At 49.4% G+C, this 26,706-nt stretch carries 18 protein-coding genes; 5 read left to right on the top strand and 13 right to left on the bottom strand.

Going from position 1 to position 26,706, the window contains the following annotated elements:
- Window positions 1–55: 55 nt before the first annotated feature.
- Window positions 56–1,762, bottom strand: coding sequence for an IlvD/Edd family dehydratase (locus WBJ53_RS12385; RefSeq protein WP_338876436.1), 1,707 nt, complete (start codon window positions 1,760–1,762; stop codon window positions 56–58).
- Between the two features lie 86 nt (window positions 1,763–1,848).
- Window positions 1,849–4,497 carry a DUF3857 domain-containing protein gene (locus WBJ53_RS12380; RefSeq protein WP_338876435.1) on the bottom strand — a complete coding sequence of 883 codons (2,649 nt, stop codon included), beginning with the start codon at window positions 4,495–4,497 and terminating at the stop codon, window positions 1,849–1,851.
- Between the two features lie 459 nt (window positions 4,498–4,956).
- On the opposite strand from WBJ53_RS12380, the gene WBJ53_RS12375 reads away from it, so the two are divergent.
- The 5 genes from WBJ53_RS12375 (at window position 4,957) to WBJ53_RS12355 (ending at window position 9,410) form a co-directional block, all read left to right on the top strand.
- Window positions 4,957–5,835 (top strand): lytic transglycosylase domain-containing protein, encoded by an 879-nt coding sequence (locus WBJ53_RS12375; protein ID WP_338876434.1) that lies wholly within the window; start codon window positions 4,957–4,959, stop codon window positions 5,833–5,835.
- Window positions 5,836–6,023: 188 nt separating this feature from the next.
- Entirely contained in the window at window positions 6,024–6,839 is an 816-nt protein-coding gene (locus tag WBJ53_RS12370) for an ABC transporter permease (RefSeq protein ID WP_338876433.1), read from the top strand.
- Between the two features lie 67 nt (window positions 6,840–6,906).
- The gene (locus tag WBJ53_RS12365) at window positions 6,907–7,662 is read left to right on the top strand and encodes an ATP-binding cassette domain-containing protein (protein WP_338876432.1); all 756 of its coding nucleotides are present in this window, start codon (window positions 6,907–6,909) and stop codon (window positions 7,660–7,662) included.
- Window positions 7,663–7,808: 146 nt separating this feature from the next.
- Window positions 7,809–8,831, top strand: coding sequence for an MlaD family protein (locus WBJ53_RS12360; protein WP_338876431.1), 1,023 nt, complete (start codon window positions 7,809–7,811; stop codon window positions 8,829–8,831).
- A gap of 177 nt (window positions 8,832–9,008) precedes the next feature.
- Window positions 9,009–9,410: a hypothetical protein gene (locus WBJ53_RS12355; RefSeq protein ID WP_338876430.1), complete on the top strand. Its 402-nt coding sequence runs from the start codon at window positions 9,009–9,011 to the stop codon at window positions 9,408–9,410.
- 345 nt (window positions 9,411–9,755) lie between these two features.
- On the opposite strand, the gene WBJ53_RS12350 is transcribed toward WBJ53_RS12355, so the two are convergent.
- The 11 genes from WBJ53_RS12350 to WBJ53_RS12300 form a co-directional block, all read right to left on the bottom strand.
- Entirely contained in the window at window positions 9,756–10,469 is a 714-nt protein-coding gene (locus tag WBJ53_RS12350) for a hypothetical protein (protein WP_338876429.1), read from the bottom strand.
- Window positions 10,470–10,505: 36 nt separating this feature from the next.
- Window positions 10,506–12,167, bottom strand: coding sequence for an SMP-30/gluconolactonase/LRE family protein (locus WBJ53_RS12345; RefSeq protein WP_338876428.1), 1,662 nt, complete (start codon window positions 12,165–12,167; stop codon window positions 10,506–10,508).
- Complete coding sequence (locus WBJ53_RS12340) at window positions 12,164–13,429, bottom strand: MFS transporter (RefSeq protein ID WP_338876427.1); 1,266 nt, start codon at window positions 13,427–13,429, stop codon at window positions 12,164–12,166. Before WBJ53_RS12340 ends, WBJ53_RS12345 begins: the two co-directional genes overlap by 4 nt.
- 3 nt (window positions 13,430–13,432) lie before the next feature.
- Entirely contained in the window at window positions 13,433–16,387 is a 2,955-nt protein-coding gene (locus tag WBJ53_RS12335) for a sugar-binding domain-containing protein (RefSeq protein WP_338876426.1), read from the bottom strand.
- A gap of 2 nt (window positions 16,388–16,389) precedes the next feature.
- Window positions 16,390–16,512: a hypothetical protein gene (locus WBJ53_RS12330; RefSeq protein WP_338876425.1), complete on the bottom strand. Its 123-nt coding sequence runs from the start codon at window positions 16,510–16,512 to the stop codon at window positions 16,390–16,392.
- Entirely contained in the window at window positions 16,509–17,288 is a 780-nt protein-coding gene (locus WBJ53_RS12325) for an SDR family oxidoreductase (RefSeq protein WP_338876424.1), read from the bottom strand. The genes WBJ53_RS12330 and WBJ53_RS12325 overlap by 4 nt, the downstream gene beginning before the upstream one ends.
- 64 nt (window positions 17,289–17,352) lie before the next feature.
- Window positions 17,353–18,543 (bottom strand): enolase C-terminal domain-like protein, encoded by a 1,191-nt coding sequence (locus WBJ53_RS12320; RefSeq protein WP_338876423.1) that lies wholly within the window; start codon window positions 18,541–18,543, stop codon window positions 17,353–17,355.
- Between the two features lie 64 nt (window positions 18,544–18,607).
- A complete protein-coding gene (locus WBJ53_RS12315; RefSeq protein WP_338876422.1) occupies window positions 18,608–19,984 on the bottom strand; it encodes an endo-1,4-beta-xylanase in 1,377 nt (458 codons plus the stop codon).
- 70 nt (window positions 19,985–20,054) lie between these two features.
- Entirely contained in the window at window positions 20,055–21,965 is a 1,911-nt protein-coding gene (locus tag WBJ53_RS12310) for a hypothetical protein (protein ID WP_338876421.1), read from the bottom strand.
- 89 nt (window positions 21,966–22,054) lie between these two features.
- Window positions 22,055–23,503: a RagB/SusD family nutrient uptake outer membrane protein gene (locus tag WBJ53_RS12305; protein ID WP_338876420.1), complete on the bottom strand. Its 1,449-nt coding sequence runs from the start codon at window positions 23,501–23,503 to the stop codon at window positions 22,055–22,057.
- A gap of 111 nt (window positions 23,504–23,614) precedes the next feature.
- Window positions 23,615–26,605, bottom strand: coding sequence for a TonB-dependent receptor (locus WBJ53_RS12300; protein ID WP_338876419.1), 2,991 nt, complete (start codon window positions 26,603–26,605; stop codon window positions 23,615–23,617).
- Window positions 26,606–26,706: the final 101 nt, after the last annotated feature.

The following is a 26,706-nucleotide window of genomic DNA, read 5'->3' as shown; positions in this document are numbered from 1 at the left end:
GTGCTGTTTGATACAGTCGTTCTAACTAAATATACGGATGGGTGTTACAGACAAATTAATGAGAATCTCGTTTTACTTCGCTACCCGAAGCGCCCTGTAGGAAATCGAAATCGGCACCCTGATGCGCCTGGGTGACGTGTCGGATATACAGGTTCACATACCCCCGGTCGTAGCCCAGATCAAGCGGTTTGAACTGCACAAGCCGGGCGGCCAGTTCCTGGTCGGAAACGTGCAGGTGTAAACTCCGGTTTTCGACATCGAGCGTGATCAGATCACCGTTTTGTACCAGCGCCAGATTTCCGCCCACAGCCGCTTCGGGCGACACGTGCAGCACCACGGTTCCGAATCCCGTACCACTCATTCGGCCATCCGAAATCCGGACCATATCATGCACACCCTGCGCCAGAATTTTGGCGGGCAACTGCATATTCCCAACTTCGGGCATACCGGGATAGCCTTTGGGACCAACATTTTTCAGCACCAGTACGCAACTCGGATCAACGTCCAGATCCGGGTCATCGACGCGGGCTTTGTAGTCGTCGATATTTTCGAAAACAACCGCCCGGCCCGTGTGCTGCATAAGAGCAGGCGTAGCCGCCGAGGGCTTCAGAACGGCTCCGTTCGGGCATAGATTACCGCGCAGAACGGCAACACCCGACTCAGGTTTAAATGGGTTTTCGACGGTGGCAATAACCGCCGGATCGTAGCATTGAGCCTCGGCACAGTTTTCGCCGAGGCTGCGCCCATTAACCGTTATGGCGTCATTGTGCAGATAATTGCGCAGTTCGCGGATTACGGCGGGCAAGCCACCAGCATAAAATAAATCCTCGACAAAATGCTCGCCCGATGGCTGAAGGTTGGTTAAGAGTGGAATTTTTGCCGACAGTTGATCGAAATCATCCAGCGACAGTTCAACCCCTACGCGCCCGGCAATGGCCATCAGGTGCAGAATAAAATTGGTTGAACCACCCAGAGCCGCATTGACCATGATAGCATTTTCGAATGCCTGCCGGGTCAGAATTTTCGACGGGGTTATGCCTTCGCGCGCCAGCTCCACAGCACGCATACCCGTCAGATGGGCCAGCACTTTTCGGCGTGAATCGGCGGCCGGAATAGTTGCGTTATCAGGGAGGGCCAGGCCCAGCGACTCGACCATGGCGGCCATTGTCGATGCCGTTCCCATAACGGCGCAATGCCCCTGCGAACGGGCCATACTGGCTTCGGCTGCCACAAATTCAGCCTGGCTCATCTCGCCTATTTTGTAGGCTTCGGCAAACCGCCAAAGATCGCTGGTGCCAATTTTTCGTCCCTGAAAGCGCCCGGCCAGCATAGGTCCACCCGACACGACCATTGTCGGCAAATCGACACTACAGGCACCCATTACAAGAGAAGGGGTGGTTTTGTCGCAACCGCACATCAGAATAACCGCATCGAGGGAGTTGCCCCGGATGCTCTCTTCTACATCCATACTGGCCAGATTCCGGAACAGCATGGCCGTTGGTTTAATCTGGCATTCGCCCAGCGACATAACCGGAAATTCGAGCGGAAATCCGCCTGCCTCCCATACTCCCCGTTTTATGGCTTCGGCCAATTCCCGAAAATGGGCATTACAGGGGGTCAGTTCAGACCATGTATTGCAAATGCCAATTACGGGCTTACCGTCAAATTCATGGTGCGGAAATCCCTGGTTTTTCATCCAGGCGCGGTAAATAAAGCCGTCTTTACCGGTGCGGCCAAACCAATCTTGTGAACGTAAGGGCATTTTTTGTCAGCAATAAACAGTGAGCAGTAGTCTTTTTCGAATAAAGAAGGCAAAAAAAAGAATCTACCGCCCTCCAATCTGCTCTTTTATGATTGATCTATGGAGGCAGGTGGCTCTGTTGAATCCGTTTTTGTTGTCACACTGCCCCATTCATCATCCCTAATCAGTAAGGCTTCTGGTTTAGCAGGCGATATATGATGCAGCGGTATTACAAAGGTTTGACGAACACGGGTCGATTTATACAGATATGGTATCCATATTGCCGCAGCGACTATTGCCCTGACAACATCATTATATACATCCTTACCCAAAGCAACGTCAAAAAAGCTCCCAAACACCACGGCATTGACAAGCAGAAAAGCGGCACGGCCAGCCAGCAATAGTGTATATAAAAAGGGGAAAGAATTTCTACGTTGCACAAATAAAACAGCACACAGAATAGCAAAGCAGAACAAAAACAGGTTTGCAGCCCCTTCTAGATAAATTCCTATTCGTAGCAATATACTTCTTAGATCAGGAGCCACTTTCAGGGCAGCCCAGGTACTCGAATCAACATAAATTTCGGATGTAAAGAGTTGTTGCGCCTGTAGTATTGGCGCAATTAACACACTAAATGAAACCAACACCAGCCAGCCACCAATTGGACGGGGCGCTGGCACGCTGGTAGTTACACTAGGTGAGTACCGATACCAACGGCGACATAAATACCCGAAACCCAGCAACAATCCAAGAGCAAAAAGTACACTCCCTGCATGTAGGTGCCCTTCCTGTGATGCCAATTCTCCGTTATACAACAACTGGTATTCCAGTTCGCCCGTTATCTTCTTTACATCAGCCCGATAGGTGGCAACTTCGTCGGGTGCTATATGATCAGCTAACGTTTTATAGTGATAATGCAAACTGATCGTACTATCACCCGAATTATAGAACCGCGAAAACGACAACTCATAACCCTTGCGCTTTACACTCCACTGATCGTCAGTAGCGGTCCAGGTTTCCGGCATTTCCAGCTTAATTGTATAGTCCATTTCATAGGGGAACGACAGTGCCAGGGGCTGATGCCGCTTTTCGGACGTTAACTGGTAGAAATTGTCGTAAAATGTCCGACCAAATACATAGAACGTCGACTGTCCGGAGGCCGTATCGGTTTCCCATCCGTCGCCGATCGAATATCCTTCATAACTGGTTAATTCATTTGCTATTGAATTGTCTTCAATCCGAAGGCTGTCGAGCAGTTCTACCGAATGCTGTTTATAATTTTCCTGATAAAAATCATGGTACGATTTTTCGAGTGTTGCCAGACTACTCCCGGCCAACTGACTCCGCATATTATCGGCATGGTTATCGGAATAGACTGACACCACCTGAAGTTTAGCGCTCCCACCTTTCTTTTGGGGAGATGGCACTACAAAAGTTTCTGTAATATCAATGGTTCCGCGTCGGGGCGTTGTTATGGTTTGCAATGTCGTTGTCGATGGACTAATGACCAGTGCATTGCCATAGAGTGGAATACTGAATTCGCCATCGACATTACGCTGGTGAGCAATCGTAGGATCGATCCAGTAACTTTTGTTTGCCAACCGAAACCAAACAATTGCATGATTGAAAAGTAGTGGACTAGGCAGATACGTATTCGTTTGTGACCCCGAATAGGTATTGGTTAAAGCCGGATATGCTTCTATCTGATTAGCCTGCAACAACGTACACAGCAGCAACGACTTATCTTTACAATCGCCATAGCGTTGACGTACAATTTGGGCCGGATCATGAGGGCGGTGCGAATACTCCCCAATTTCAATACCCATATAGCGTACATCGTTCTGCACAAAATGGACAGCCAGTTCGATGTATTTTAGCTTATTGGTGCCAGCTTGGCGTTTCCAGTCATTTACGAATGTCAGCAATGGTGCCGAAACCGTCGGAACTTTATAGAGCGAGAGCGCCCAATCGGTAACAGCCTGCCAGCTTGCATACTCACTTACCTGCACATGAGGCTCCGGATTGTTCCAGTCGGGCTGATTGCTCTCCTGCACCGATGATTTGAAATCATAAAGATCCCATTCGTAAATGTTCAGCCCTCCCTTCGAAATCAGATGGGGTTTGGGTGGATTATTAAGGTTTCGAAAAGAAAGCTTACGGGATGGACTCACAATCAAAACCTGGTGCCGATGAGGAAGCCGATCTGCCGAAGCAAAATAGAAGTCAGTAGCAAATCGTCCGGCAAAAACAGGGTTTACCCCTGTCAGCGTAAATTCGTATTCTATTCGATCGCCGGGCCTGACATCATCCAGTAATAGAGAAGCTACATACGAATCGTTATAAATAAACCGATCCCGCTCAGCCTCAACTGGCGCTACCTTGAAAGCACCTGCCCGTAATTTATTAATCGCTCTCCCATCCCGATACAGGGTTACGGTATGAAACGATAGTCGCTCATAGGCCGGGTTAAAATAAACATTGATTTGCGAGCCATTTTGCACGCCTTCGGTTGTTCGGATTTCCCGTATTATGTGCGAATAAGAAGCCTGTTTCTCAACATGTACCTGTAAATCGACCAAAGAAGCATAGTACCCCTCTGTAAACTCTTTGGCAGATGGGGTGCGTCCGCCATTCTTAACAGGCAACCTCCAGTCGGGCGAAGCCGATAGATCAACCTTAGGATAGGCCCAGGCAGTTAAAGAGGGTAATAAAACCAGCAGGAATAAACGTAGATAACTCAGTTTAAATACGATCACAGGGGCAGCCAAGAAAATGATGGGATATTACAAAAACTTACGTTCCGAAAAATAAAATAAATGACCGGAATATCCTTCAAACTTTTTCGAAGGTTCACCCAGATTTTTTATTCGGATGCCACAGAAGAAAAATCTTCATTCGATACAAAAGCGGTTCAATTCGTGTGCCAACGCTTTGCATCGCCTGCAATGCTTTAGTAAAGAGCAGGATACACCAACGAAAATTCTGTTTTTATCCGGGAGAAACCTCAATTTGGCAACGAAGAAAACCTGACTAATAAAGCAAAACCTCATATGACAATCTGCATTATTTTAAGGTACTGACACTCAGCAGGTTTACTTCAGCACCGATAAAAACCATGGCTGACCCAACTGTTAAATTGACATAAAATATTGATTATCAGTAAACTATTTTTTGTCTATAGACCGTTATAGTCCCAGTAACAACCTGAATATGTTTTGTTGAAACGAGTTGGATTTTCCTTATTGATGGCTTTTATTCGTCCAGCCATCACGGTCGCTGCGAAGTTTACCGCCCCAATCACAAACCTCACTCCATCGAACATCAGCGCAGTAGCTCAGGCCGACGCAACCGGGTCACGCCTGACAAAATCGGGACTACTTTCTCCTTCGGAGTCGGTTTTTGTTGCCGAATCGGTTTCCCCTACGGCAACCCTCACACTCAATGCTCCGGAGTTGCCACTTCTCGATGTTAATTTTTGTGGGGAGTGCCTTCCCCTCGACCAGAGTGACGTAGCTGATCGCTGGAAACACGTGTTCACGCTGTTTAGAAGCCACGCCAGCGATTTGGGGAGCCTTCGCCAACGAGCCGAGGCCTTTTTTCCAATTATTGAACCTATTATGGAGAAGTACGACATCCCCGACGATTTCCGTTATGTTCCTATGGCCGAAAGTGCGCTTCGGCCCCGGGCCGTATCGCGGGCGGGAGCGGCTGGCTACTGGCAACTGATGCCCGCTACGGCTCGCGCTCTTGGGCTGCGTGTTGGAGGTCGAATCGACGAACGATTCAACGTACATAAAGCAACAGAGGCCGCCTGCCGTTACCTTCGGAAACTATATGATCAGCTAGGCTCATGGTCGCTGGTTGCAGCAGCCTACAATGCAGGGCCAGGATTGCTAAAAAATCAGTTGAAACGGAGCAGTCACCGGGATTACTACCGAATGAGCTTACCGCGCGAAACCCGCTATTATCTGTATCGGGTGTTGCTCTACAAAGAGGTAATGTCGCGTCCCGACGATTACTCCTCCTTTCTAACCCCAGCAACGCACACCGCTTACCTTCCTCCGTGGCAGAGTGACCTCTTACGTGCAGCCTGATTTTGGGTTATTTACCGACAGCCGGACAGCAGAAATGATTCCTGTCCGGCTGTTTGCGTTAAAAACCCTTAATTTCTTTTTCGATATTGGAAAAGCGCCGGATTAACGCTTCTTTGTGTCAAATTAAAACTCCAACCGCACAAATCAGTTATATACGGTAATCCAATCAGCACTACCGTCAACGTTTAATGCAATCAGATACCAGCAAACCCGCCAATAAATCGTCCAGCAAGCCGGTTCTATCCCGTGGGCTGGATAAACTTTTTTTAAATCTGACCGATGTAGCCTCCTTTGTTGGTCGTTTTTTCAAAGAAGTCTTTCTGCCGCCTTTCGAGTTCAAAGAAATCATACGCCAGTGTTATGAGGTTGGCTATCGGTCTCTGTTATTGATTTCCACAACGGGTTTCATCACGGGTGTTGTTTTCACCAATCAGTCGCGCCCTTCGCTCTCCGAATTTGGGGCTACATCGTGGCTCCCATCCTTAATTGCCATTGCCGTCGTACGGGCGCTGGGACCTCTGGTAACGGCACTGATAGCCTCCGGCAAAGTTGGCTCCAGCATTGGTGCCGAGCTGGGATCGATGAACGTGACCGAACAGATCGACGCCATGGAAGTGTCGGGCACAAATCCGTTCAAATTCCTGGTTGTCAGTCGGGTACTGGCCACATCCATCACCATACCGGTGCTAACGATGTACACTATTTTTGTGGCTTTGATGGGAGCTTATCTCAACGTAAACCAACACGAACAAACCAGTTTTACCTCTTACTTCCAGGAAGTTTTCGGGGCTATTACCTACACGGATATTTTCGCATCGCTGACAAAATCCATTGTTTTTGGTTTTACGATCGGAATGGTTGGTTGCTACAAAGGCTATCACTCATCGAAAGGCACCGAGGGCGTAGGAAAAGCGGCTAATTCATCGGTTGTTACGTCTATGTTCCTGGTATTTATTGAAGAGTTGCTTTCGTTGCAGATTATCACCGCCATTCGGGGCGACTAGGCCATTAGGTATACTAACCTTACCCATTGTTTAGCGCTTTCCCTGACAAGTAATTACGATATACTCCATGACACCTGCAAACGACCCGATCATTAGTATCCACGGACTAAAAAAATCATTCGGCGATCTTCATGTACTGCGAGGAATTGACCTGGAGGTGAAACGGGGCGAAAATATGGTTGTACTGGGGCGGTCGGGTACCGGTAAATCAGTATTGATCAAAATTATTGTTGGTTTACTGAAACCCGATGCGGGCAAAGTTATTGTGCTGGGGCAGGATGTTGAAACGCTGCACGGTATCGAACTGGATCAGTTTCGGCAAAAAGTTGGGTTTTCGTTTCAGAGTAGCGCCCTCTACGACAGTATGAGTATTCGCGAGAATCTGGAATTTCCGCTCGTGCGCAATGTCAGAAACCTATCGCAGGGTGAGATTGACCGGGCTGTTGAAGAAGCGCTGGACGATGTGGGTTTATCGCAAACGATAAACCAGATGCCCTCGGAGCTTTCGGGAGGGCAGCGTAAACGAATCGGTATTGCCCGAACCCTGATGCTCAAGCCCGAAATCATGCTCTATGATGAACCCACCGCCGGACTTGACCCCATTACCTGTATTGAAATCAATAACCTGATCAATGAAGTTAAGGAACGGTTTAAAGCCACTTCAATTATTATTACTCACGACCTGACCTGTGCAAAAAGCACCGGCGACCGGGTAGCCATGCTTCTGGATGGCCGTTTCGAGCGGGTTGGTACGTTCGATGAGGTTTTTGCCGACCCCGACGAACGGGTAAGGCAGTTCTACAACTATAATTTTGTTACCTAAATCCGGCAGTGTGGCGGGGTATGAGAAGTAGCCCGATTTATGCCTTAAAGCATTATTTATTAACCAATTACTGGTTCTCATAGTTACCTAGTTACCGAACATCCCCAAATACAATCTACCCGAATTTCCCATTCAATTGATACACTATGAGTACAGAATCGAATAAACGCTCCGTTGTTGTTGGCATTTTTGTTCTGCTGGGCATCGTCATTTTTGTGGCAGGAGTGTTTGTGCTGGGAGGCCAGCAGAAGCGTTTTACCAAGAGTATTCGACTGATTGCCGTTTTTAAAGATGTTGCGGGTTTAAAGGCAGGCAACAACGTCTGGTTCTCAGGCGTTAAGGTTGGCACCGTCAAGCGCGTAAGCATCCTTAGCAATTCGCAGGTGGAGGTCGATATGGATGTCGAACAAAGTTCGCAGCAATATATTCGTCAGGATGCCACGGCCACAATCAGTTCCGACGGTCTGATTGGGAACAAGATTGTTGTGCTGGCGGGGGGCACCAATAGCCATCCGGAGGTAGAAGACGGCGATCGTTTACAAACCCTGGCAGCCCTCAGCTCCGACCAGATTATGGAAACGCTCCAGGAAAACAACAACAACCTGCTGCGGGTGACGAAGGATTTTAAAGAACTGGTTGGCAATCTTCGAAAAGGAAAAGGTACTGTAGGGGCCGTTCTGACCGACTCGCTGGTGGCTAATCATTTCAAGCGAGCCATGGAGAATCTGGAGCGTGCTTCTGAAAACACGACCCGCATAACTGGCTCGGTGTCGCAATTTGCCGCTAAACTTAACAACAAAGGCACACTGGCCAATGAACTCGTAACCGACACAACGGTGTTCCGTCGCCTGAGTCGTTCGGCAGCCCGATTTGAAAGTGCGGCCAATACGGCCGAGAAAACCGTTACCAACCTGAACCGGTCTTCAGACAATCTCCATCGGGCATCGGAGAAGCTAAATAATAACAACAGTCCCCTCGGGGTTTTATTAACAGACCAGGAATCGGCCAGTAATTTACAGACAACGCTGAAGAATCTCAGTCAGGGCACTGCGCTGCTCAACGAAGATTTAAAGGCAGCTCAGAGTAATTTCCTGTTGCGGGGGTTTTTCAAGAAACGAGCCAAAGAGGAGGCCAAGCGAAAAGCCGACAGTACAGCCGCTCAGCAGTAACAGCTCTCTTACCGTCAATTATGTCACAGAATATCCACTAGCGATATACTAACCAACAACTATTAAGCGTTTTACTTACGCACGGACTATCTACCCTTGCTACTAGTTGCCTACTTTGAGCTGCAACTTCTGGCAGGGGTAGAGTCTTTTTCAACCTACCCTTTTATCCTAAAAATTATGGTACGTCTCTCGCTACAAATTTTCGCTTTTGTAGTTGTCGGTTCTACCTTTTTTGGCCATCTTGTTTTTGGCCAGAACAAAACCCAACCCGACTTTCCTACCTATCAGCAACTCAAGTCAGGCAACTCCGAAATAATTGATTATTTCCCGACAGGCCCCTTTATACGTACCAGTTTCAGGAGAATCAGTTATACCGACACCACAACGGGGTATCCTCTTAATTTATTCGATTACCCCAAAGGCTCAGTCACCTATTATCTGAACGAGCAACCCACCACCGATGTCAATTATGTTCGGGAGGTGATCCGAAACAAGAGCGTATCAATCCAAACGATTTCAATCGGCAAACCGGACGAAAACGACAAACGAACGATTCGAATCCGTTACGAAGCTTTTTGACTAAGGGCATAGCCCTCCTCGATAAACCGCATCCGCAACCAGGTCTTCGTTCGTCAATCGGGCGCAACTGGAGTTATAACCAGACACCGTATGGGTGATCGGTCACTATTCAGTGTGCGCCCGTCATTGCCTATCGATTTCAGGAACCTTATGACCCCTCCTGTTTCCGCGTCAGTTTTACCCCTGCCCTACAACTCAACAACCAGGAAGCAACACCTTTGCAGGGGGCTTTACTGAGGCACCGGATATGGCAGGAGTTTTTAACCGGGAAGCAACAGAAAAACGTACGGCCTGTTTTCCTGAGTAGTGGAGTTACCCGATTGCTCTATCAGTTTTTATTCGGCGTTAAAACCGCCCAAACTCTTCATAAACATCAAATGGATTCTTACCTTCGGCCATGGCCTGGCGGCTTTTAGCTTCACTGGCAAACCACTCTTCGGCTAGTTCCAGTACGGGTATGGTTAATTCCTGAGGCACAATTACAACCCCGTCGTTATCCCCGAAAACATAATCGCCGGGATGCACTACGAGGAGTCCGCTCATGCCTTTTACATAAATCGGAATCTGATAGTCGACAACCATAAACCGGCCAAAGGCTTCGACCGGATTGCGAAACCGACAGAATGTCGAAAACCCCATATCGATCAGGTAATTAGAGTCGCGGGTAGAGCCATCGATTACAGCTCCCACGCAACCATGGGCGGCAGCCGCCGTGGCCGAAATTTCGCCAAATTGTCCGCAGGATGTATCACCTTGCGTATCCCGAATCTGCACCACACCGGGCGTCATGCTCTTAAACATGCCCAGGCGGATGTCGTGGACTTTTTCGTCGCGACTGGGAGTACTGATGCCATGAGCGGTGAAGGCTGGCCCTGCCACTTTCATGTTATGCGTGAGCGGGTAGATGCCGCTGGCCATGCACTGATTATGATAGCCCATATGTTCGAGGGCATCGGATACAAGTCCGGCATAGAGTTTCAGATAACGATCCTGTATTTCCTGCCAATCATAATTGACTTCTTTTTTCCGAACAGGATACGAATTCGAAATTATTTCCATGGTTGTTCGTCTGTGTTTTGTGTCGTTCTATAGAGTTCAGATAATGCCTTTCAATGGTGACCGGTAGGTTAGCATCTGTCCTTTTTCGGCCTCGGTGATAACAAGCCCCAATCGCCCCGACGGATCAAATGCGCAGTTTGTTGGGTTTTGCCCCGGCAAGTCAATCAGGTGAACAACATCGCCATGCTGGTTAATAACATGCACCTTACCTGTTCCGTAAACAGCCACGTAGAGGTTGCCTTCTTCACCAAACGCCATGCCATCGGGGCCACCCGGTCCAGTAGGCCCCTGCACCTTTGCCCACACTTCGGCCTCGGTCCACTCGCCCGTTTCCACGTTCCATTTGCCTTTCCAGAGCCGATGCTTATAGGTTTCAGCAAGAATTAACTGTTTCCCGTCGAGTGTCAATGCCAGCCCATTCGGGAAATACTTTTCGGTCGTAATTTTCTTTACAGTTCCATCCCGCATCCGAACGCCAGCATAACCCGTTGGCTCCCGGCGCGATTCGCCCGGACAGGTGAACAACAGATTACCTGCCGAATCGAAAGCGAGGTCATTGGGTTTATTCAACGATTCGCCCATGATTTTATCCAGCATTGTCTCCGTTTTTTCGGTTTCAGGATCGAACCGGCGAATGGACCGCTGGCCAGCATCGCAAAACCAGATTTTGCCGTCTGAATCAATGGCAATACCGTTTGGTTCGCCACCAACAGGGAAGCGTTTGACGGTACCATTCTGATACCTAATCAGACTTTCGCCTTTCAGCTCAACAGCCCAAAGGCTACCATCATTGGCAAAAGCTGGCCCTTCAGGAAAACGAACTCCCGTGGTTAACACCCCGATTCGGGGAGAGTTTGGAAGTGGGTACCGTCGATGAATCTGCCGAATTTCGTCGGCCGACAACGCCCGGTCGAACACGGCTAAACCACCCAGTTGCCCTACAAAGTCGTTCCCAATGGCTCCTAACCGATGAACAGCTCCAACGGTAAAGTCGGCACCCTCTTCGCCCCCATCAAAAATCCCTTCTGTGTAGGGATATGGATTCTGGTTTTCGCGCTCGTCGTACTCACCATTTCGGTACGATTTGATCTGGTTTCCATCGTAGGTCATGGCAACAAACGTCCATTCATCGAACAATACCGGCGTTTTGCCAATCGACACATCGACGCACCATTTCTCTCCCGGTGTTGGCCCACCAACGCCCGAAATGTGCCCACAAACCTGTTCGCCACTCTGATTCAGTCGGATGTTCAGAAACAGACAGTATTGTCGTTTTCGGTTGGTTTCGTTCCACATACCCGCAATGGCTTCGCATTCGGCATTACCCCGGCTTTTGGGTTGCCGTTTTACCCAGGCCAGCACCGATACCTGCGCATTCTTACCCCGTATATTTAAGCCCGGACACTCAGAGCGCGGAATGCTGAGATAGGCATGTTCCTTAATAGCAAGGGAATAGCCGGACAAAATACCTTCCTTAACGATTGGAATCGGGCCGGTTGGCTCTCGAAGCTGGTAGGCATACTTTCCTTTGGCCCGGAGTGGATGCTCCCGGAGTGGATGCTTACTGGAAAAATCCCACAGACAGAGCAAATTTGGAACCGACAGCAAATCGGTAGGTGGGGCCAAAGCGTTCGTAACGTTGGTCATCATCAATCCACTGAGTAAGGTTGAATGTGTTATAAAGTCGCGTCGTTTCATAGGGCGTGTTCACGATCGTTTCTGAAAAACCAGATGGCACCACTACCAATCAGTAATCCGCCCAATACATATACCCCCGACAAACTGGCCAGCCCGACCGTTAAACCCAGGGTAGGTTTCAGGACGCCAAGCAGATAGGGGGCCATTGACCCGATCAGGAAGGCACAGGCCAACATCAACCCATATGCCGACGAACGGATTTTCGGGGCAACTACTTCGTAGAGCGAGGCCACAATGTTGGAGTCGTACCAGCCCCGGAAAATACCGAATAGGAACAGAGCGATGTAGGTAAGCACTGGTGTCGGGCTCATGCTGATGCCGTAGATGAAGGGAGCCCCCAGCAACAATCCAGCCGACTGAACGACCAGCCGACTACGCGGATCGGTTTTGGCAAAATGATCGGCGATTTTTGCGCCTGATAGTACGCCCAGAAAAGCCCCAAGATGATGGTAGAATAGCGCCGAGAAACCGGCTTCGGCCAGGCTCTGACCAAACTTATCGACCAGAAACGAGGGCATCCAGGTCAAATACCCCACATTAACAAAAACCATACAGCCGAACCCCAGAGTTAATAGGACCACCGTTGGTTTACGAACAATAATGCGGGCCGTTGCCAGTGTTTCAGAAACAACCGAAGCAGTTTCTGTTCTCTCATTGCCTGGTTTATCCTTTGGAATACGATAAAAAAAGACCAGCGCCAGCACAATTCCCAGGCTTCCGAACAGGTAAAAAGCATTGCGCCAGCCGTAATGCTGGCCCACATAGCCAGCAATGACACCGCTTAGAATGATGCCAAAATACACCGCCGTCTGATGAACCGACAACGCCCATGAACGGCTCTCCTTATATGTCTCACCCAGCATTGCGTTTGCCGATGGCGCATAGAATGCTTCGCCCCCACCCGTGCCAACACCGCGCAGCAGAATAAACTGACTTACGGTTGAGCATAACCCCGTAAAAAGTGTTGTACTCGACCAGAACAGCAGACAAACTCCGAGAATATTCCGACGCGAAATACGATCGCCAATGAAACCAGCGATAGGTACCAGCAAACCGTATGTCCAGACCAGTGCCGATGCAATTAGCCCCAAATCGGCGTCACTCAGTCCCAGATCGGAACGGATCAGTGGAAGCACGACACTGAAAATCTGCCGATCGGCCTGATTCAGAAAAAAGGCCAGCCAGAGTAGCGCAAGAAGTTGCCATTTGGGCGCCGTGGCCGACGACATCGGCGTTGCCTTCGGCGGTGAGTTGGTTAGCATCGGTCAGTGAGGTTGTGAGTTGGCAAGGACTGTCTGTACAGGGGTAGCATTCCAGGCATTGGCCACAATACGGGCATTGGCTTTGGTTGCTGGTTCGCGCCAGCGCACGCTTAGCGCAATGGTTTTGGTTTCGCCAGGAGCCAGCCACTCGAAATCATGACTGGCCACCAGCGCACGCTTTGTGCCGGCAATATCCACTGTGGTCATGAAAGCAGGCATTGGGCCCGTATTGCGTACCTGAACCGTAATCTGGCTTTCGGTGTCCCGTATGGTTTTGTTTTCCAACACCACCAGGGCCAGGGTGGTAGGTGTTGCCGCTACGGTAGGTTTCAGAAACGGACCATTTTCGAATGTAGGCCAGGGGGTTAGTGGCTCTGTCAGGTATCTCTGACGGAAAGCCGCATCATCGAGTTTCGATGTACTACGGGGCCAGTAAACCGAGCGAGAAACAAGCTGTCCTTTGGCATCGGTTAGTTGAGTAACCACAAAAAAGAAACGATCACGGTAGGCGACAGGAAGTGTCCAGGTCCCCAGTTCGGCTTTTACGACCGACGGTCCCACTGGTAATGAAACCACTTTTTCTTTCTGCCAAAGCGGTTTAAACGACTGGTCGAGAATGCGTACGGTTGCTTTCAGGTTACCTAGTGGCTGCTCGGATGCGTGCGTAACCGAGAGCTTCACCGGAAACAAATCACCAGCCGACCAGAGCAGGCGGTCGATGTCGAGGGCAATATGCGTGGGTTCGTAAGTTCGTTTCAGGAAATAATAGGGTGCCCCGGCATGACCGAACCAGTCCATCATCTGAATGGCAATAACGGGCCAGTGGCGTTTGAATACCCACGGCATCAACCCCGCCGTAACGGGATAGTTTCCCTGCATTTTTTCGGATAATACCTGATAAAACTCACCTGCACCAACCTGACTGGCTTCGGTAATGGTTTCGATAGACGGCTCACCGGGACGGCTGCCGGTCATATCGGCCACGTGCGATGCCCGGCTCAGCATTCGCGGCACCCGGCTGGGGCCATATTCGGTGAAATGATGAATAAACTCCGGATGTGTTTTATAAAAATTCTTATCCCACATTTTGCCCAGGTCCGTAAACTCTTTATTATCGACCAGTTCATAAAACAATCCGGCTTCGGGCATGGAGTGCATACCAGTTTCAGAAATCCAGGGTTCATACCGATAACTGGTACTATACCAGCTGGGGTCCATGTCGGGGTAGGTATGAATACTCCCATCGTCGGGAGTAGTACGAACATAGAGCCGCCCACCCGTCGCTACAGATCTGTCGAAAATATCCAGATTGCGCTCGATTATCCCCAGCGATGTGGCGTTCCCCAATGAGTATGGATTGAATTCGTTACCGCCACACCATACTGCCAGCGATGGATGGTTGCGCAACCGAACAATGTTCTGCACAACCTGGGCCTCCCAAATGTCCTGCGGATAGCCGGGCGTATCCTGATTGCCAATCGGGAAATCCTGCCAGACCATAATACCGAGTTCGTTACAGATAGTATAGAAGTGTTCCGTTTCGATTAGTCCCCCGCCCCAGATACGTATTAGCTGAACGCCCATTTTTTTGGCTGCTTCGAGCGTCCAGCGATACCGGTCTTCCGATGTTTCGAGCAGCACGTCCTGTGGCGTGAAATTCATTCCTTTCACAAAAAGCTTTTTACCATTGACAATGAACTGCCAGTTTTCCCAGCGGTCGTCGTAGCGTGGGCCTGCCGTTCGAATCCGGTCGATGGTACGAATGCCGGTCATAAAAGACAGATTGTCGATCAGCTTGCCATCCTGTTTGAGCGAAAGCCGAACCTGATACAGGTGAGTTTCTCCCAGACCGTTGGGGTTCCAGAGCTTTGGGTTCGGTAGGGTCAGGTCTTCTTCCAGCCACGTGCGCCCTTTAAACAAGGTCATGGGCTTTTCGAGCGATAGAGCGGTTTTACCGGTATTATCGACCAGTTCAATGAGCACCGACGCATTTTTCGAAGCAGGTGATGTTCCGGGAACGCGACCGTCGTAATGATGAACCTGACTGTTGTTCCACGGATGGAGCTGATAGTTCAGCGAATGGGTTTCGGCCAGCACCTCGCAGGAAAGATGCAGATGAGCTTTGTCCTTAGCCAGAGCCGTTGTTGTCAGATACGGGCGTTCGAGGTGGTAAGGCGGCACAATTTCCAGCCGAACCCCCTGCCACATCCCCACGCTGAAAAACATCTCACAGCCCGAACCACCCGATATGACCCAGGGTTTGATGATGCGGCCAGTGGCTCGTGGGTTATACCCTTTCCGCTGCGAAATCATAAATTCGCCGTTGCTGTTACGGGGCAGACTTTCATAATCAGTCGCTTTATTTCCCCAATCGCCAGCCCGAACTTCAACAACCAGTTCGTTATCGCCCGATGGTTTCAGGAACTTGCTGATTTCAACCGACGGCCCTCCGAACATCCCTTCATGTACGCCCAGAACGGTACCGTTGAGCCAGATTTTCGAGAAATAGTCGATCCCATCGAAACAGAGAAAAGCGTTATTGCCTGCCGCGCTGGCGGGCGTTGGAAATGACTTTTTGTAATACCACACTTTCTCGTCCATGAACTTATACTGGTCCGAATTTTTGTGGTAATACGGATGCGGTAGTTTCCCCGCTTTGAAATATGACCAGTGAACGGAGTTCGGAATACTGGTCTGAAACGGCTCCTTCTTCTGGCTTTGTAATTCGCCCAGGTCAGAAACGGGCTGGTCGGTATGCGATAACTCCCAGCCACTGCCCGACAGCTCGATATGCTGTGCCCCCGTTCGGGGGGTAATTCGATACGGTTGCCAGAGCTTATTTTTCGCGTCGGCAAACGGATTATCGGGTGCCGAGGCCGGTGTCGTATCTTGCGCTGAAACCGAAGTGAGATGCCACAGCGTTATTAGGAATAGTAAGGAAATGTGTCTATTTTTCATGGTTACGAGAGTAAGCTGATGGAAGCACTCCGATTTATCTGGCTTCGTATGACTCGGATTTTCGACCGGCCTGCCAAAAAGAAGACATTGCCTTCATCGACAGCGTCGGCGCACTGAACGTTCATGTACCGGTTTCATAAGGTCCCGGTTTTCCATACCCCCGCATCAGCAGCAGTCCCCCGTCAATGGTGATTGTAGTGCCGGTCATATAGCTGCCGGAATTAATTAAATCGACCACTACAGCCGCAATTTCTTCGGGCTGCCCCAGCCGTCCGGCCGGAATTCCCCCGTTTACTTCCTGAAGCAGGTCTGGGTTTTCCCAAACACCCCGGTTAATGTTGGTTTGCACAGCCCCTACCGCAATGGTATTAACCCGGATGTTGTGCGGTCCCAGCTCCATTGCCACGCCTTTCATTAGTGTTTCCAGTGCCCCTTTCGTAGCTCCATACAGACTCAGCCCTAAACCCGGACGCAGGCCATTGACTGAGGTGATGGTCCAGATGCTTCCTGCTACGTTATGTTCCACCATACGGCGGGCAACGGTCTGCGTCAGAAATGTGGTACTTCGAAAGTTGACGTTGTTGAACCGCTCAAAATCGGCCTCCGTTACGTCCAGAAAATGTTTTTTGTACGATACGCCCGCGTTGTTCACCAGAACATCCAGCCCTCCTGCAACTGCCCAGGCCTCCTGGCCGAGTTGAATAGCCTGTGCTGCTTCCAGCAGATCGGCCTGCAACAGCCAGGCATTCCGTCCTATTTGCTGAACGGTTTCTGCAACAGCTTCGGCCTCGGCTCGATTTTCGTGAAAATGAATCACTACATCATAACCCGCTTCGGCCAGTCGTAAGGCAATGGCTTTGCCTATTCCCTGCGATGCTCCGGTAACCAGTGCTTTTTTCATTGTGTATTTTTTTGACAGGATTTGTTAGTTGCTATCAATCCAGTAAATCCTGTCGAGCGAAATATCATATCCCCCCCACCGTCGGATACCAATCAGGCCGGTACGGGTCCTGATGAAAACGAGCATAGTAGTCGCCTTTCTCCTCATAAAGCTTTTCGTAATGCTTCATTTTATCTTCGTCCAGCGACACCCCCAACCCAGGCCCCGTAGGGACTTTAATGGCACCGTTTTCATAGCTCATCAGCCCACCTTCGATGATGTCGTCGGTGAGGTAGTGGTAGTGAGCGTCGCCCGCAAACGTCATGGTCGGAATCGTCGACGCGGTATGGATCATGGCGGCCAGTTCGATACCAAATTCGGCTCCTGAGTGCATAGCCACCCCCATATTGAACGTATTGCAGACAGCAACCAGATCTTTTACACCACGCGGTCCTTCCCAATAGTGGATGTCGGTTAATACAATATCAACGGCCCCCAGTCGGATAGCTGGTCCCAGATCATCGAACTTAGCCGGATACATATTCGTCGCAATAGGTATACGCACCTGTTTGCGAACAGCCGCATTTCCTTCGAGCCCCCAGGCCGGATCTTCGAAGTATTCCGGGTTCAGCTCTTCCATCCGACGCCCCATCTGAACAGCCGTCGCTACAGACCATACCCCATTCGGATCGATGCGCAAACCAAAATCATCGCCCAACCGATCGCGGCAAAGTTCAAGCACCCGCACCTCTTCTTTGGGTGCCATTACCCCTGCTTTCAGCTTCATTGCTTTCACACCTAATGTTTCATGAAGCTCCTGGCAATAATCAGCCAGATCGTCGGCAGTTTTGTCGTTGCCACCACCGGGCCGGTCATAGCGCCAGAACAGATAGGCAATAAATGGTACTTCGTTACGCACACGCCCCCCCAGCAGGTCGCTTAGTGGTCGCCCCAGTACTTTGCCCTGAATATCGAGGCAGGCCATTTCGATGGCGGCATATAAACGGGCATTGGAGAGGTAGTAAATGCTCCGCAGCACTTTCATCTTGATCACTTCCAGATGGAACGGATCTTCGCCAACGATACGCGGCTTTAGTTTTTGCAAGGCGCCCCGCTGATCGCCACCCCCTACTTCGCCCAGGCCAACAATGCCCTCATCGGTAATAATCTCCAGAATGGTTCGGAGAAAATAGCCGGGATGCACGCCCGTATTGTGGCGAAGTTGGGCGTTGAGCGGAATAGCAACGCAGCGAGTACGTAAGTCAATGATTTTCATCTTTATAAGCGTATGTTCTTATTCAGGGCTGTCAATTTTTTTTGCATTCCGTTCCTGGTTTCGATTAATCCAGCACCATAACGATGTCACGCGCACCACTTTTTGGAAACTGGACTACCTTTTCATATTTCTTGCCGTTACGCTGCGTAACCACCGTATACGTACCATAAAAACCCCGATAGCTGATTGCATTATTTTGGGGGGCAACCGTCAGATTAGTGCGCCACTCTTTGTTAATCAATCGATCGAGAACGTCGTAGGCAGGTTTTTTCGTAAAATCCCGATTCAGCAATCCACCTTTCCATTTGTCTTCGCCCGGCACTACGGTTCCGTCGGGTTTGATGCGCGCCGGTGCGGCCGTTCCGTCGACCAGATTCCACCAGATGATGCCTTCCACGCTGGGGTGACTAAACCAGAGTTTATAATAGTTTTCTGCCATAACGGCCTGGTATTCCGGGCCTTTCTCCGACAGGGCAGATACCGTTATTTCAGTAATATGGATGGGCAGATTAAAGTCGGAATACAGATCCAGCGTGTTGAACAAGGTGGTGGGTGTCATGGCTTTACCCTTCAGAATCTGTTCGTATTCGGGTTCGCTGAAGTTATGAAACTGCATTCCAATGGCGTTGATTTTTGCCTTACGTAGCAGCAGATTTTCGGTAAGCAGGTAGTCGGCATTGTATTCGCGCTTGTTGCTACGGTTCCAGATGCCGGTAGTGAAGTTGAGCGTAAATACATTACTGCCGGGAAATACGCGCTCACTTTCCAGGAACGCCTTAAAAGCAAAATCTTTGGGCATCAGAACGTCTGGATGACGGTCGGTCACCTCATTTACGACATCCCATATCTGAATATCGTGGCCATACCGCTGGGCAATTTCATCGATTCGCTTGCTGATTTTCTGCTCCATAATTTTTTCATCTCTGGGTAGCCAGGCAGGCAGAGACCAACGCGGATTGTCCCACACGAGCGTATGCCCTTTGGGCGTAAGGTTGTACTTGCGCACAAACTCCATCACAACATCGGGCGCGGGACGGCGGTAGCTATATTCGCTTTCCTTGCCGAAGCGGAGTTTACCCGGTTCGGGCTCCAGTTCAGGCCAGTAGAACGGAATGGTCACGAAATTGAACAGGTTGGTAAAATGCTCTTCGTAGAGTGCATCTTCTTTGGGATTTTTGAACCCCTTGACCATGAATCCGTTAGCACCAAAATAGAAATCATGGCGAGTTTGTGTTAGCGCCACGTCGCCCGGCGAAACGGGGTTCCCATCTTTATCGGTAAACCGAATAGTGAAAGCCCCCATACGATTGTCGCGAATTCCTTCGGCAATTCGTTGTTGCAAAGCCGGATCGCTCCATTGCTTTTTATACTCGTCGGAAAGCTGGGCCAGCAATGGAAACGCCGACAACGTTAGTAAGGATGCAATAATAACTTGTTTCATGCGACAATATCACCTGTCAGAAAGGGAGCAGGTTGGTTAGTTTATAATTTCCTGATCTGCCCAATGGGGGCTAGTTTGCGGTTTTCAATGATCCACTAAACCCAATATGAACCCGCGCAATCCAGGGGTACGTATTGGCGGCCTTCGCATTGCCGGTCACAACTTTAACCGCCATCGTTCCATGTGGCATCGTGGCGACAGCATACGTATACTTATCAATGGGATTGTCCTTATCGCCCGAAATCGGGCTTGGATAAGCTGCTCGGTGGCTTCTGACCACCAAGCCTTCTGGTAGTGCTTTCCAGGAAGATCCATCGGTCGAATAAAGCAACGCGACACTATCTACCTTATCGCTAAATGCGAAAACAGTAATCGATTGTATGGTATCGGCGCGATAAATCAGTTCGCCCGAATCAGTTCCTACGGCTCTTTCAGCCTGAAAAAAATCTTCTTCCGTTTGCCGGAGTCTGGGCCATGATTCGTTGTTAATCCGCAGGTTTTCGGAATGGGAATAGGCCAACGAAAAATCCTTCAGATTATCCATGACCAATCGGGTCAGTGGTACAATTGGCCCGATTGAGTTGGAAGCAGGCGACATACCAGACTCATTTTTACCCTTAATCCGGTAATAATAAGCCTGCCCCAGAACGGCACTGCTATCGGTAAACAGCGGGTAGAAGTAGAGATGATAGCTAATGTCTAAATCACCACTGATTGGTTGCCAGGGGCCTTTCTGAGATGTGGCCCTTTCTACAATGTAGAATCTCGAACCGGGCGAACAACGCCATTTTAAGGCAACGGCATCCCGTTGCAGACTTGGGTAGAGGTATGGCGCATCTGTTGGAGCTGGCAGGGGCGGAACCTGCTCCCCTCTGATTTTATAGCCGTACAATCTGATCAACATCAGATTTTCCCGTTCCCGGAAATAATCGCCACTAGTAAACCCAGGCCAACGACTACCGCCCCAGGCATACGCATGAAAAAGCGCGTGACCACCGATTCCACCATTAAACTGCGGTTTCATCAGACTCCACAGCAACGCTCCGCTTGTTCCGGTGTTACAAACCTGTTCGAGAACGTCTCGAAAGCCGTCGAGCCGTTGAAACTCGTCGATAATTAGGGGGCGCTTTCCTTTGCATTCATTCCAGAGTTCGGTAACACTGTTTCGGTAGTTGGGATACTGCCGGGTTTTTACCAGGTCTATCTTATTGCCATTGGCCAGCACATCGCTCACAATTTCCTTCATCTGCTGCACCCCGTTTGCCCGGCGCGGATCTGCGATTAAGTGATGAGGGTCAATACGTTTCATATAATCGGCCATTTCAGCAATCCACGCACCCTTATTATTGGGCACTTCGTTACCAAATTCCCAGGCCAGAATGGCTTTATCGTTCTTATAAGTGACTCCTGTAAACTGATTTTTTCGATTGGCAAACACCCGCAACAAATCCTTGAAACCGTCTTTAACAACCGGAGACGTATAATAATCTCCCCCTCCGTAGAGCTTACTAAATGAGGCTGTAGAACCGAATATTTTATTTTCTTTTACCAGGCAAAGAATCACTCTGATTTTGTACTTAGTACACAGTTCCAGCATCTTATCGATGCGTCGGAAAGCGGTTTCGTTATACGAATATGGACCAGTAACCAACGCTTCAAATTCGTTCGTACCATCTTCTACCGTGATGCCCCAGGTTCGGATAACGGTAACACCCATCTGCGCCATATCCTTAAAATGGGCTTCCATTTCATAGGAAAGCTCCATAGGGTCATAGACATAACCACTGGCCGGATTTGTATTTTTATAGCCATCATAATGACCATTAATAGTGGGCGTGTTTACCGATATGAATCGGAAAACGCTACTGCCATCTTTCAACTGGTCGCCATCCCTCGTGATAAAATGCGTAAAGGAATCTGCGTTTGCAGCGAAGACACAGAATAGACTGAATACGGTATAGACTACAGCGGCTTTCATCATTACACTATTGTTTCAGAAGCATACTAATCTGGTAGCCAACAGGGTCGGCTACCAGACCAACCAACCTATGATATCTGGTTTTTACCGACTCAATAGCCCGGATTCTGGTCTTTGGCAGCATCGAGTGCCGTGTTGTAGTTCAGTTCGGAATTTGGAATGGGCCAGAGCAGCATCTTGTCGACCACGTCTTTACCGACACCGGCTTTGATAACCGCTTTTAACTTGGCTGCTCCCAACCGTTTCAGATCAATCCAGCGTTTGGCTTCGTACTGGGTTTCGTAGCCGCGCTCTTTCAGAACCAGATCGTTGAAGGTATTGACGTCGTAGTCGGCCAGTTTAAAATCGACAGCCGAGGCTACCGCTGGATTTTGCCCGTATGCCCGGCGATGTACCTGATTCAGCGCTTCCAGAGCCGCCGTCGTTGGCCCGTTATTTGCCCGGTTAGCCGCTTCGGCGTAGAGCAACAACAGGTCGGCGTATCGGTAAATCGGATTATCATTACCCGCTCCAGAAGCGCCCGGAGCCAGAGGGTCAATGAATTTCTTATTGAGATAGGTATTGGCTCCCAGACCAATATCCCACTTGTACCAGAATGCCGTTTTACGCAGATCGGCATTATCCCAGTTTTTGAACACGTTGTTCAATAGAGCGTCCGTATAGTGGGCATAATACCCGCCTGCTCCCATTAGTTTGGAACCAGGATGGTGCGCAAACATGACCAGATTGAAGCCCTGTCCATTCTGCCGGGTATATTTCAGGTAAAAGATTTCTTCGGTGGTGGTAATCACATCGGGGCCAAAAATCTTGTTAAAATCATCGGCTACGGCCACCGATACCAGCGAATATTTACCTGATTTAATTACTTCGTCGGCTTTATCGCGCGCTTCGGCATAGTTGTTCCGGTAGAAATACACATCGGCCAACAGCGTTTTAGCCGCCCATTTCGAGGGTCGACCGCTTTGGGCAGCTTTATCGGGCAGATTGGTTTCGGCATCGGCCAGGTCGCTCAGAATCAGAGCATATACCTCGTCGGCCGTATTCCGCTTGATGTTCTGCTCGGTCATATTGGCCTCGGTACGAATTGGAACACCCGCCCAGTTGCGAACCAATACGAAATAGGAAAATGCGCGCAGAAATTTCGCTTCGGCCACATAGCGACTTATATCGGCCTGGCTGATGCTTTTTCCGGCCGGAGCATTTTTGACAATGAGGTTGGCATTACGGATAGCCAGATAAAGCTGATCCCACATTTGCCCAACCCGAGTGATATTGGTTGCGTTTAGCCCCTGAAAATCACTCAACACCGCATAGCTTCCCCGGCCATAACTGTAGTCGGTATAGGCTTCCAACTGGGCAGGGTATAGCCCACCCAGACAGTTATCGTTTCGCAACGGAGAGTAAATGGCATTTACGGCCGACTCTACTTCGGTTGCGGTATTATAAAAGGTTTCAACAGCCAGCGATTTAGGCTGCTCGATCAGATCCTCCTGGCAGGCAATCAGGCTCAGGAACGGGAGTAGGAATAGTAGCTTTTTCATAATTCTGAATGATTGAATTATCGAATTGTTGAATGATTGAATTAATGTGGATGGACATTAGTGTTGAGCCAATTCCACAGCAACGGCAGCATATAATTCAATCATTATCAATTAAAATCCTGCCCGAACTCCGAACGTGACCGTCTTGGCAGTGGGATAGCTGTAGTAATCAACCCCCTGCATAATGGAGTTGGAGCCTCCCAGCGAGTTAATTTCGGGGTCCCACCACGAATATTTGGTTAGGGTGAGCAAATTCTGACCACTGACATACACCTGCGCACTAGTAATCCATTTCACATTTAACTTCTGAAAAGGAATATTATAAGCCAGCTGTATAGTGCGCAACCGCAGGTAAGAACCATTCTCCACAAACCGATTCGAAATATTGACCGATGTTGTCCGACTGATAATGGGATATTTAGCAGTCGGATTGGCTGCCGTCCAGTGATTGTTGTACACATCTTTGGTCATGTTCAGCCCAAATCCGTAATCGAGCAAACCGATTGAACTGACATCGTAAATGTCGTTTCCCTGCGATCCCTGCAAAAAGAAGGTGAAATCGAAGTTTTTGTACGACATCGTCGAATTGAAGCCGTAAATAAATTTGGGGTTTGGGTTGCCGATATATGTTTTATCCTTCGCCGAAATAACACCGTCGCCATCCAGGTCTTTGTATTTGATTTTCCCCTTTTCGTCGTAGCCATCTTCAACATAGCCGTAAAACTGCCCAAGTGGCCGACCTTCGCGCAGAATGTTGACGTAATCGTTGACGGCCGTTGTGTTGATGGCCGAACCGAAAACATCCTGTCCGCCATATAACTTAACTACTTTGTTGCGGTTGAACGAAATATTACCCGATATCGACCAGCGGAAAGGCCCCGTCAACACATCACCGTCCAGGCCCAGTTCAACACCTTTGTTCTGAATAGCACCTACATTCTGAATGGTGCTCGTAAAACCGAGCGACGAAGGCAACTGAACCGTATTGAGCAGATCCCGCGTATTTTTGATGTAATAATCGGCCGTTAACCGTAGCCGATTGTTCAGAAAAGCGGCATCGAGTCCTACATCGGTTTGCTGGGTTGTTTCCCACTTCAGATTACCGGGCAGGCGAGTCCCCGGCGCATAGTAGGTGTACAGAGCATCGTCAAAAACCGTTTTCCCTGACCCCAATTGATTCAGCGTCGAATACGGACTTATGGCCTGGCTACCCGTTGCTCCATAGCCCACCCGTAGTTTTAGATCGGACAGGAACTGAATATTTTTGAAAAACTCCTCATTCGAAACCCGCCAGGCCAACGCTCCCGACGGGAAATAGCCCCACTTGTTGCCATCGCTGTAGCGCGACGAACCATCGGCCCGGAAACTGACTGTCAGCAGGTATTTATCGGCGAAGTTGTAATTTACCCGGCCCAGATACGACATCAGCGTTGCTTTCGAATAACTGGAGCTCGGAATGCCCGGTGTCGATGCCGACCCAATGTCGTAGGTCTGGCTGGCGTCACTAATGAAACCCGTTCCACTGGCACCTAATGTAGTGGTCAGAAAATCCTGATAGGTGAATCCTGCCACCGCCGAAATGGTATGTTTCTGGGCAAACGTTTTGAGATAACTGATCGTATTTTCGCTCAGGAGGCTGGTAAACTGGGTAGTACTAACGCTGGCCGATCCCTGGGAGTTGACAAAATTTCGGGTCGTATAGCTATCGGTCCGGTCGTCATTGTTTTCGATACCGCCCGAAATCTTGATCGACAATTCGGGTATCGGTTTGTAGATCAGAGCTGCATTGGCCAGTTCTTTGTTCGAGAGCGTGCGGTTTTTCTGCTCATTGATAAAATTGAGCGGATTGGTCAATACATTCGACCCCCAGGGATAGGCCGTGGCCAGCACCCGATAGGAACCGTCGTCGTTATAGGGCGTAAGGGTTGGGTAAGCCGTAATGACAGACGATATTAATGTGCCTCCCCGGTTTCCACCGCCCGAATTCTGCGCATTGGTGATTACCCTGGTGAGCGTAGTTGATAGATTAAACGAAAACTTTTTGCTGACTTCCGTATTAACATTGGCCCGGAGCGAATAGCGATTATAGTCGGAGCTTTTAATAATGCCATCCTGTAGAAATACACTTCCACCCACCGAGAACTGCGTTTTTTCGGTTCCTCCGCTAATATTGAGCGAATGATTTTGCATGGGCGCTTTCCGGAAAACCAGATTTTGCCAGTCGAATCCCTGTCCGAAACTATTGACTTGGTCCTGCGTAAAATACGGTTTCAGCCCATCGTTGGCCGCCTGCTCGTTGTAGAACGTGGCATATTCCTGAGCATTCATCAGGTCCAGTTTTTTGCGTAATGTCTGAACGCTGTAGCTGCCCTCATAGTTGACCTGCGTTCGTCCGGCTTTACCGTGTTTGGTCGTGATCAGCACAACGCCATTGGCCCCGCGTGACCCGTAAATAGCCGTTGCACTGGCATCTTTCAGAATCTCCATGCTCTCAATATCGGCATTGTTCAATTGCGTTGGATTGCTGCCACTAATTGGAAAGCCATCGATCACATAGAGCGGTTCATTACTTCCCTGAATAGAGTTGGTACCACGAATACGAACGCTGATACTCCCGCCAGGAGCACCTGTGTTCTGAATAACCTGTACGCCCGGAGCACGTCCGGAGAGCGCCTGAAGAACATTCGTAGCCGGAAATGCATTGATTTCCTTCGCCTTTACCTGTGCCAGCGAACCTGTCAGGTCACTCTTTCTGACGGTACCATACCCTACAACGACCACCTCGTTCAGTGCCTTATTGTCTTCTTCCAGGGTTATGTCCAGTTGTGTTCGTCCACCCACATCCACACGCTGAGATACATAACCAATGTACGAAAAGACGACTACCGACTGAGCCGATGGTAAATTGAGCCGAAAACGGCCATCAGCATCGGTTGTTGTACCACTAGTGGTTCCTTCTACCGATACACTTACACCAGGCAACGGCTGTTTTGTATCGCCAGCCATTACGCGCCCCGTTACCTGTAGGGGTTGGCTTCGGGCTATTTGCGCTACCAGCAGCAGACAGGTAACCAATAGCAGATATCGTAATTTTTGAGGCATGGGGTTTATTTATTTTTATATTATAAAATTAATTACAATAATGATAACAAATAAAGAGAAGCTTTTTTTATGAACAAAATCACCGGGCCGTATTTTTTACT

This window comes from Spirosoma sp. SC4-14, assembly GCF_037201965.1.
GTDB lineage: Bacteria > Bacteroidota > Bacteroidia > Cytophagales > Spirosomataceae > Spirosoma.
Note: the sequence above shows the minus strand (reverse complement) of the source record. Positions and strands in the feature narration are given on the sequence as shown.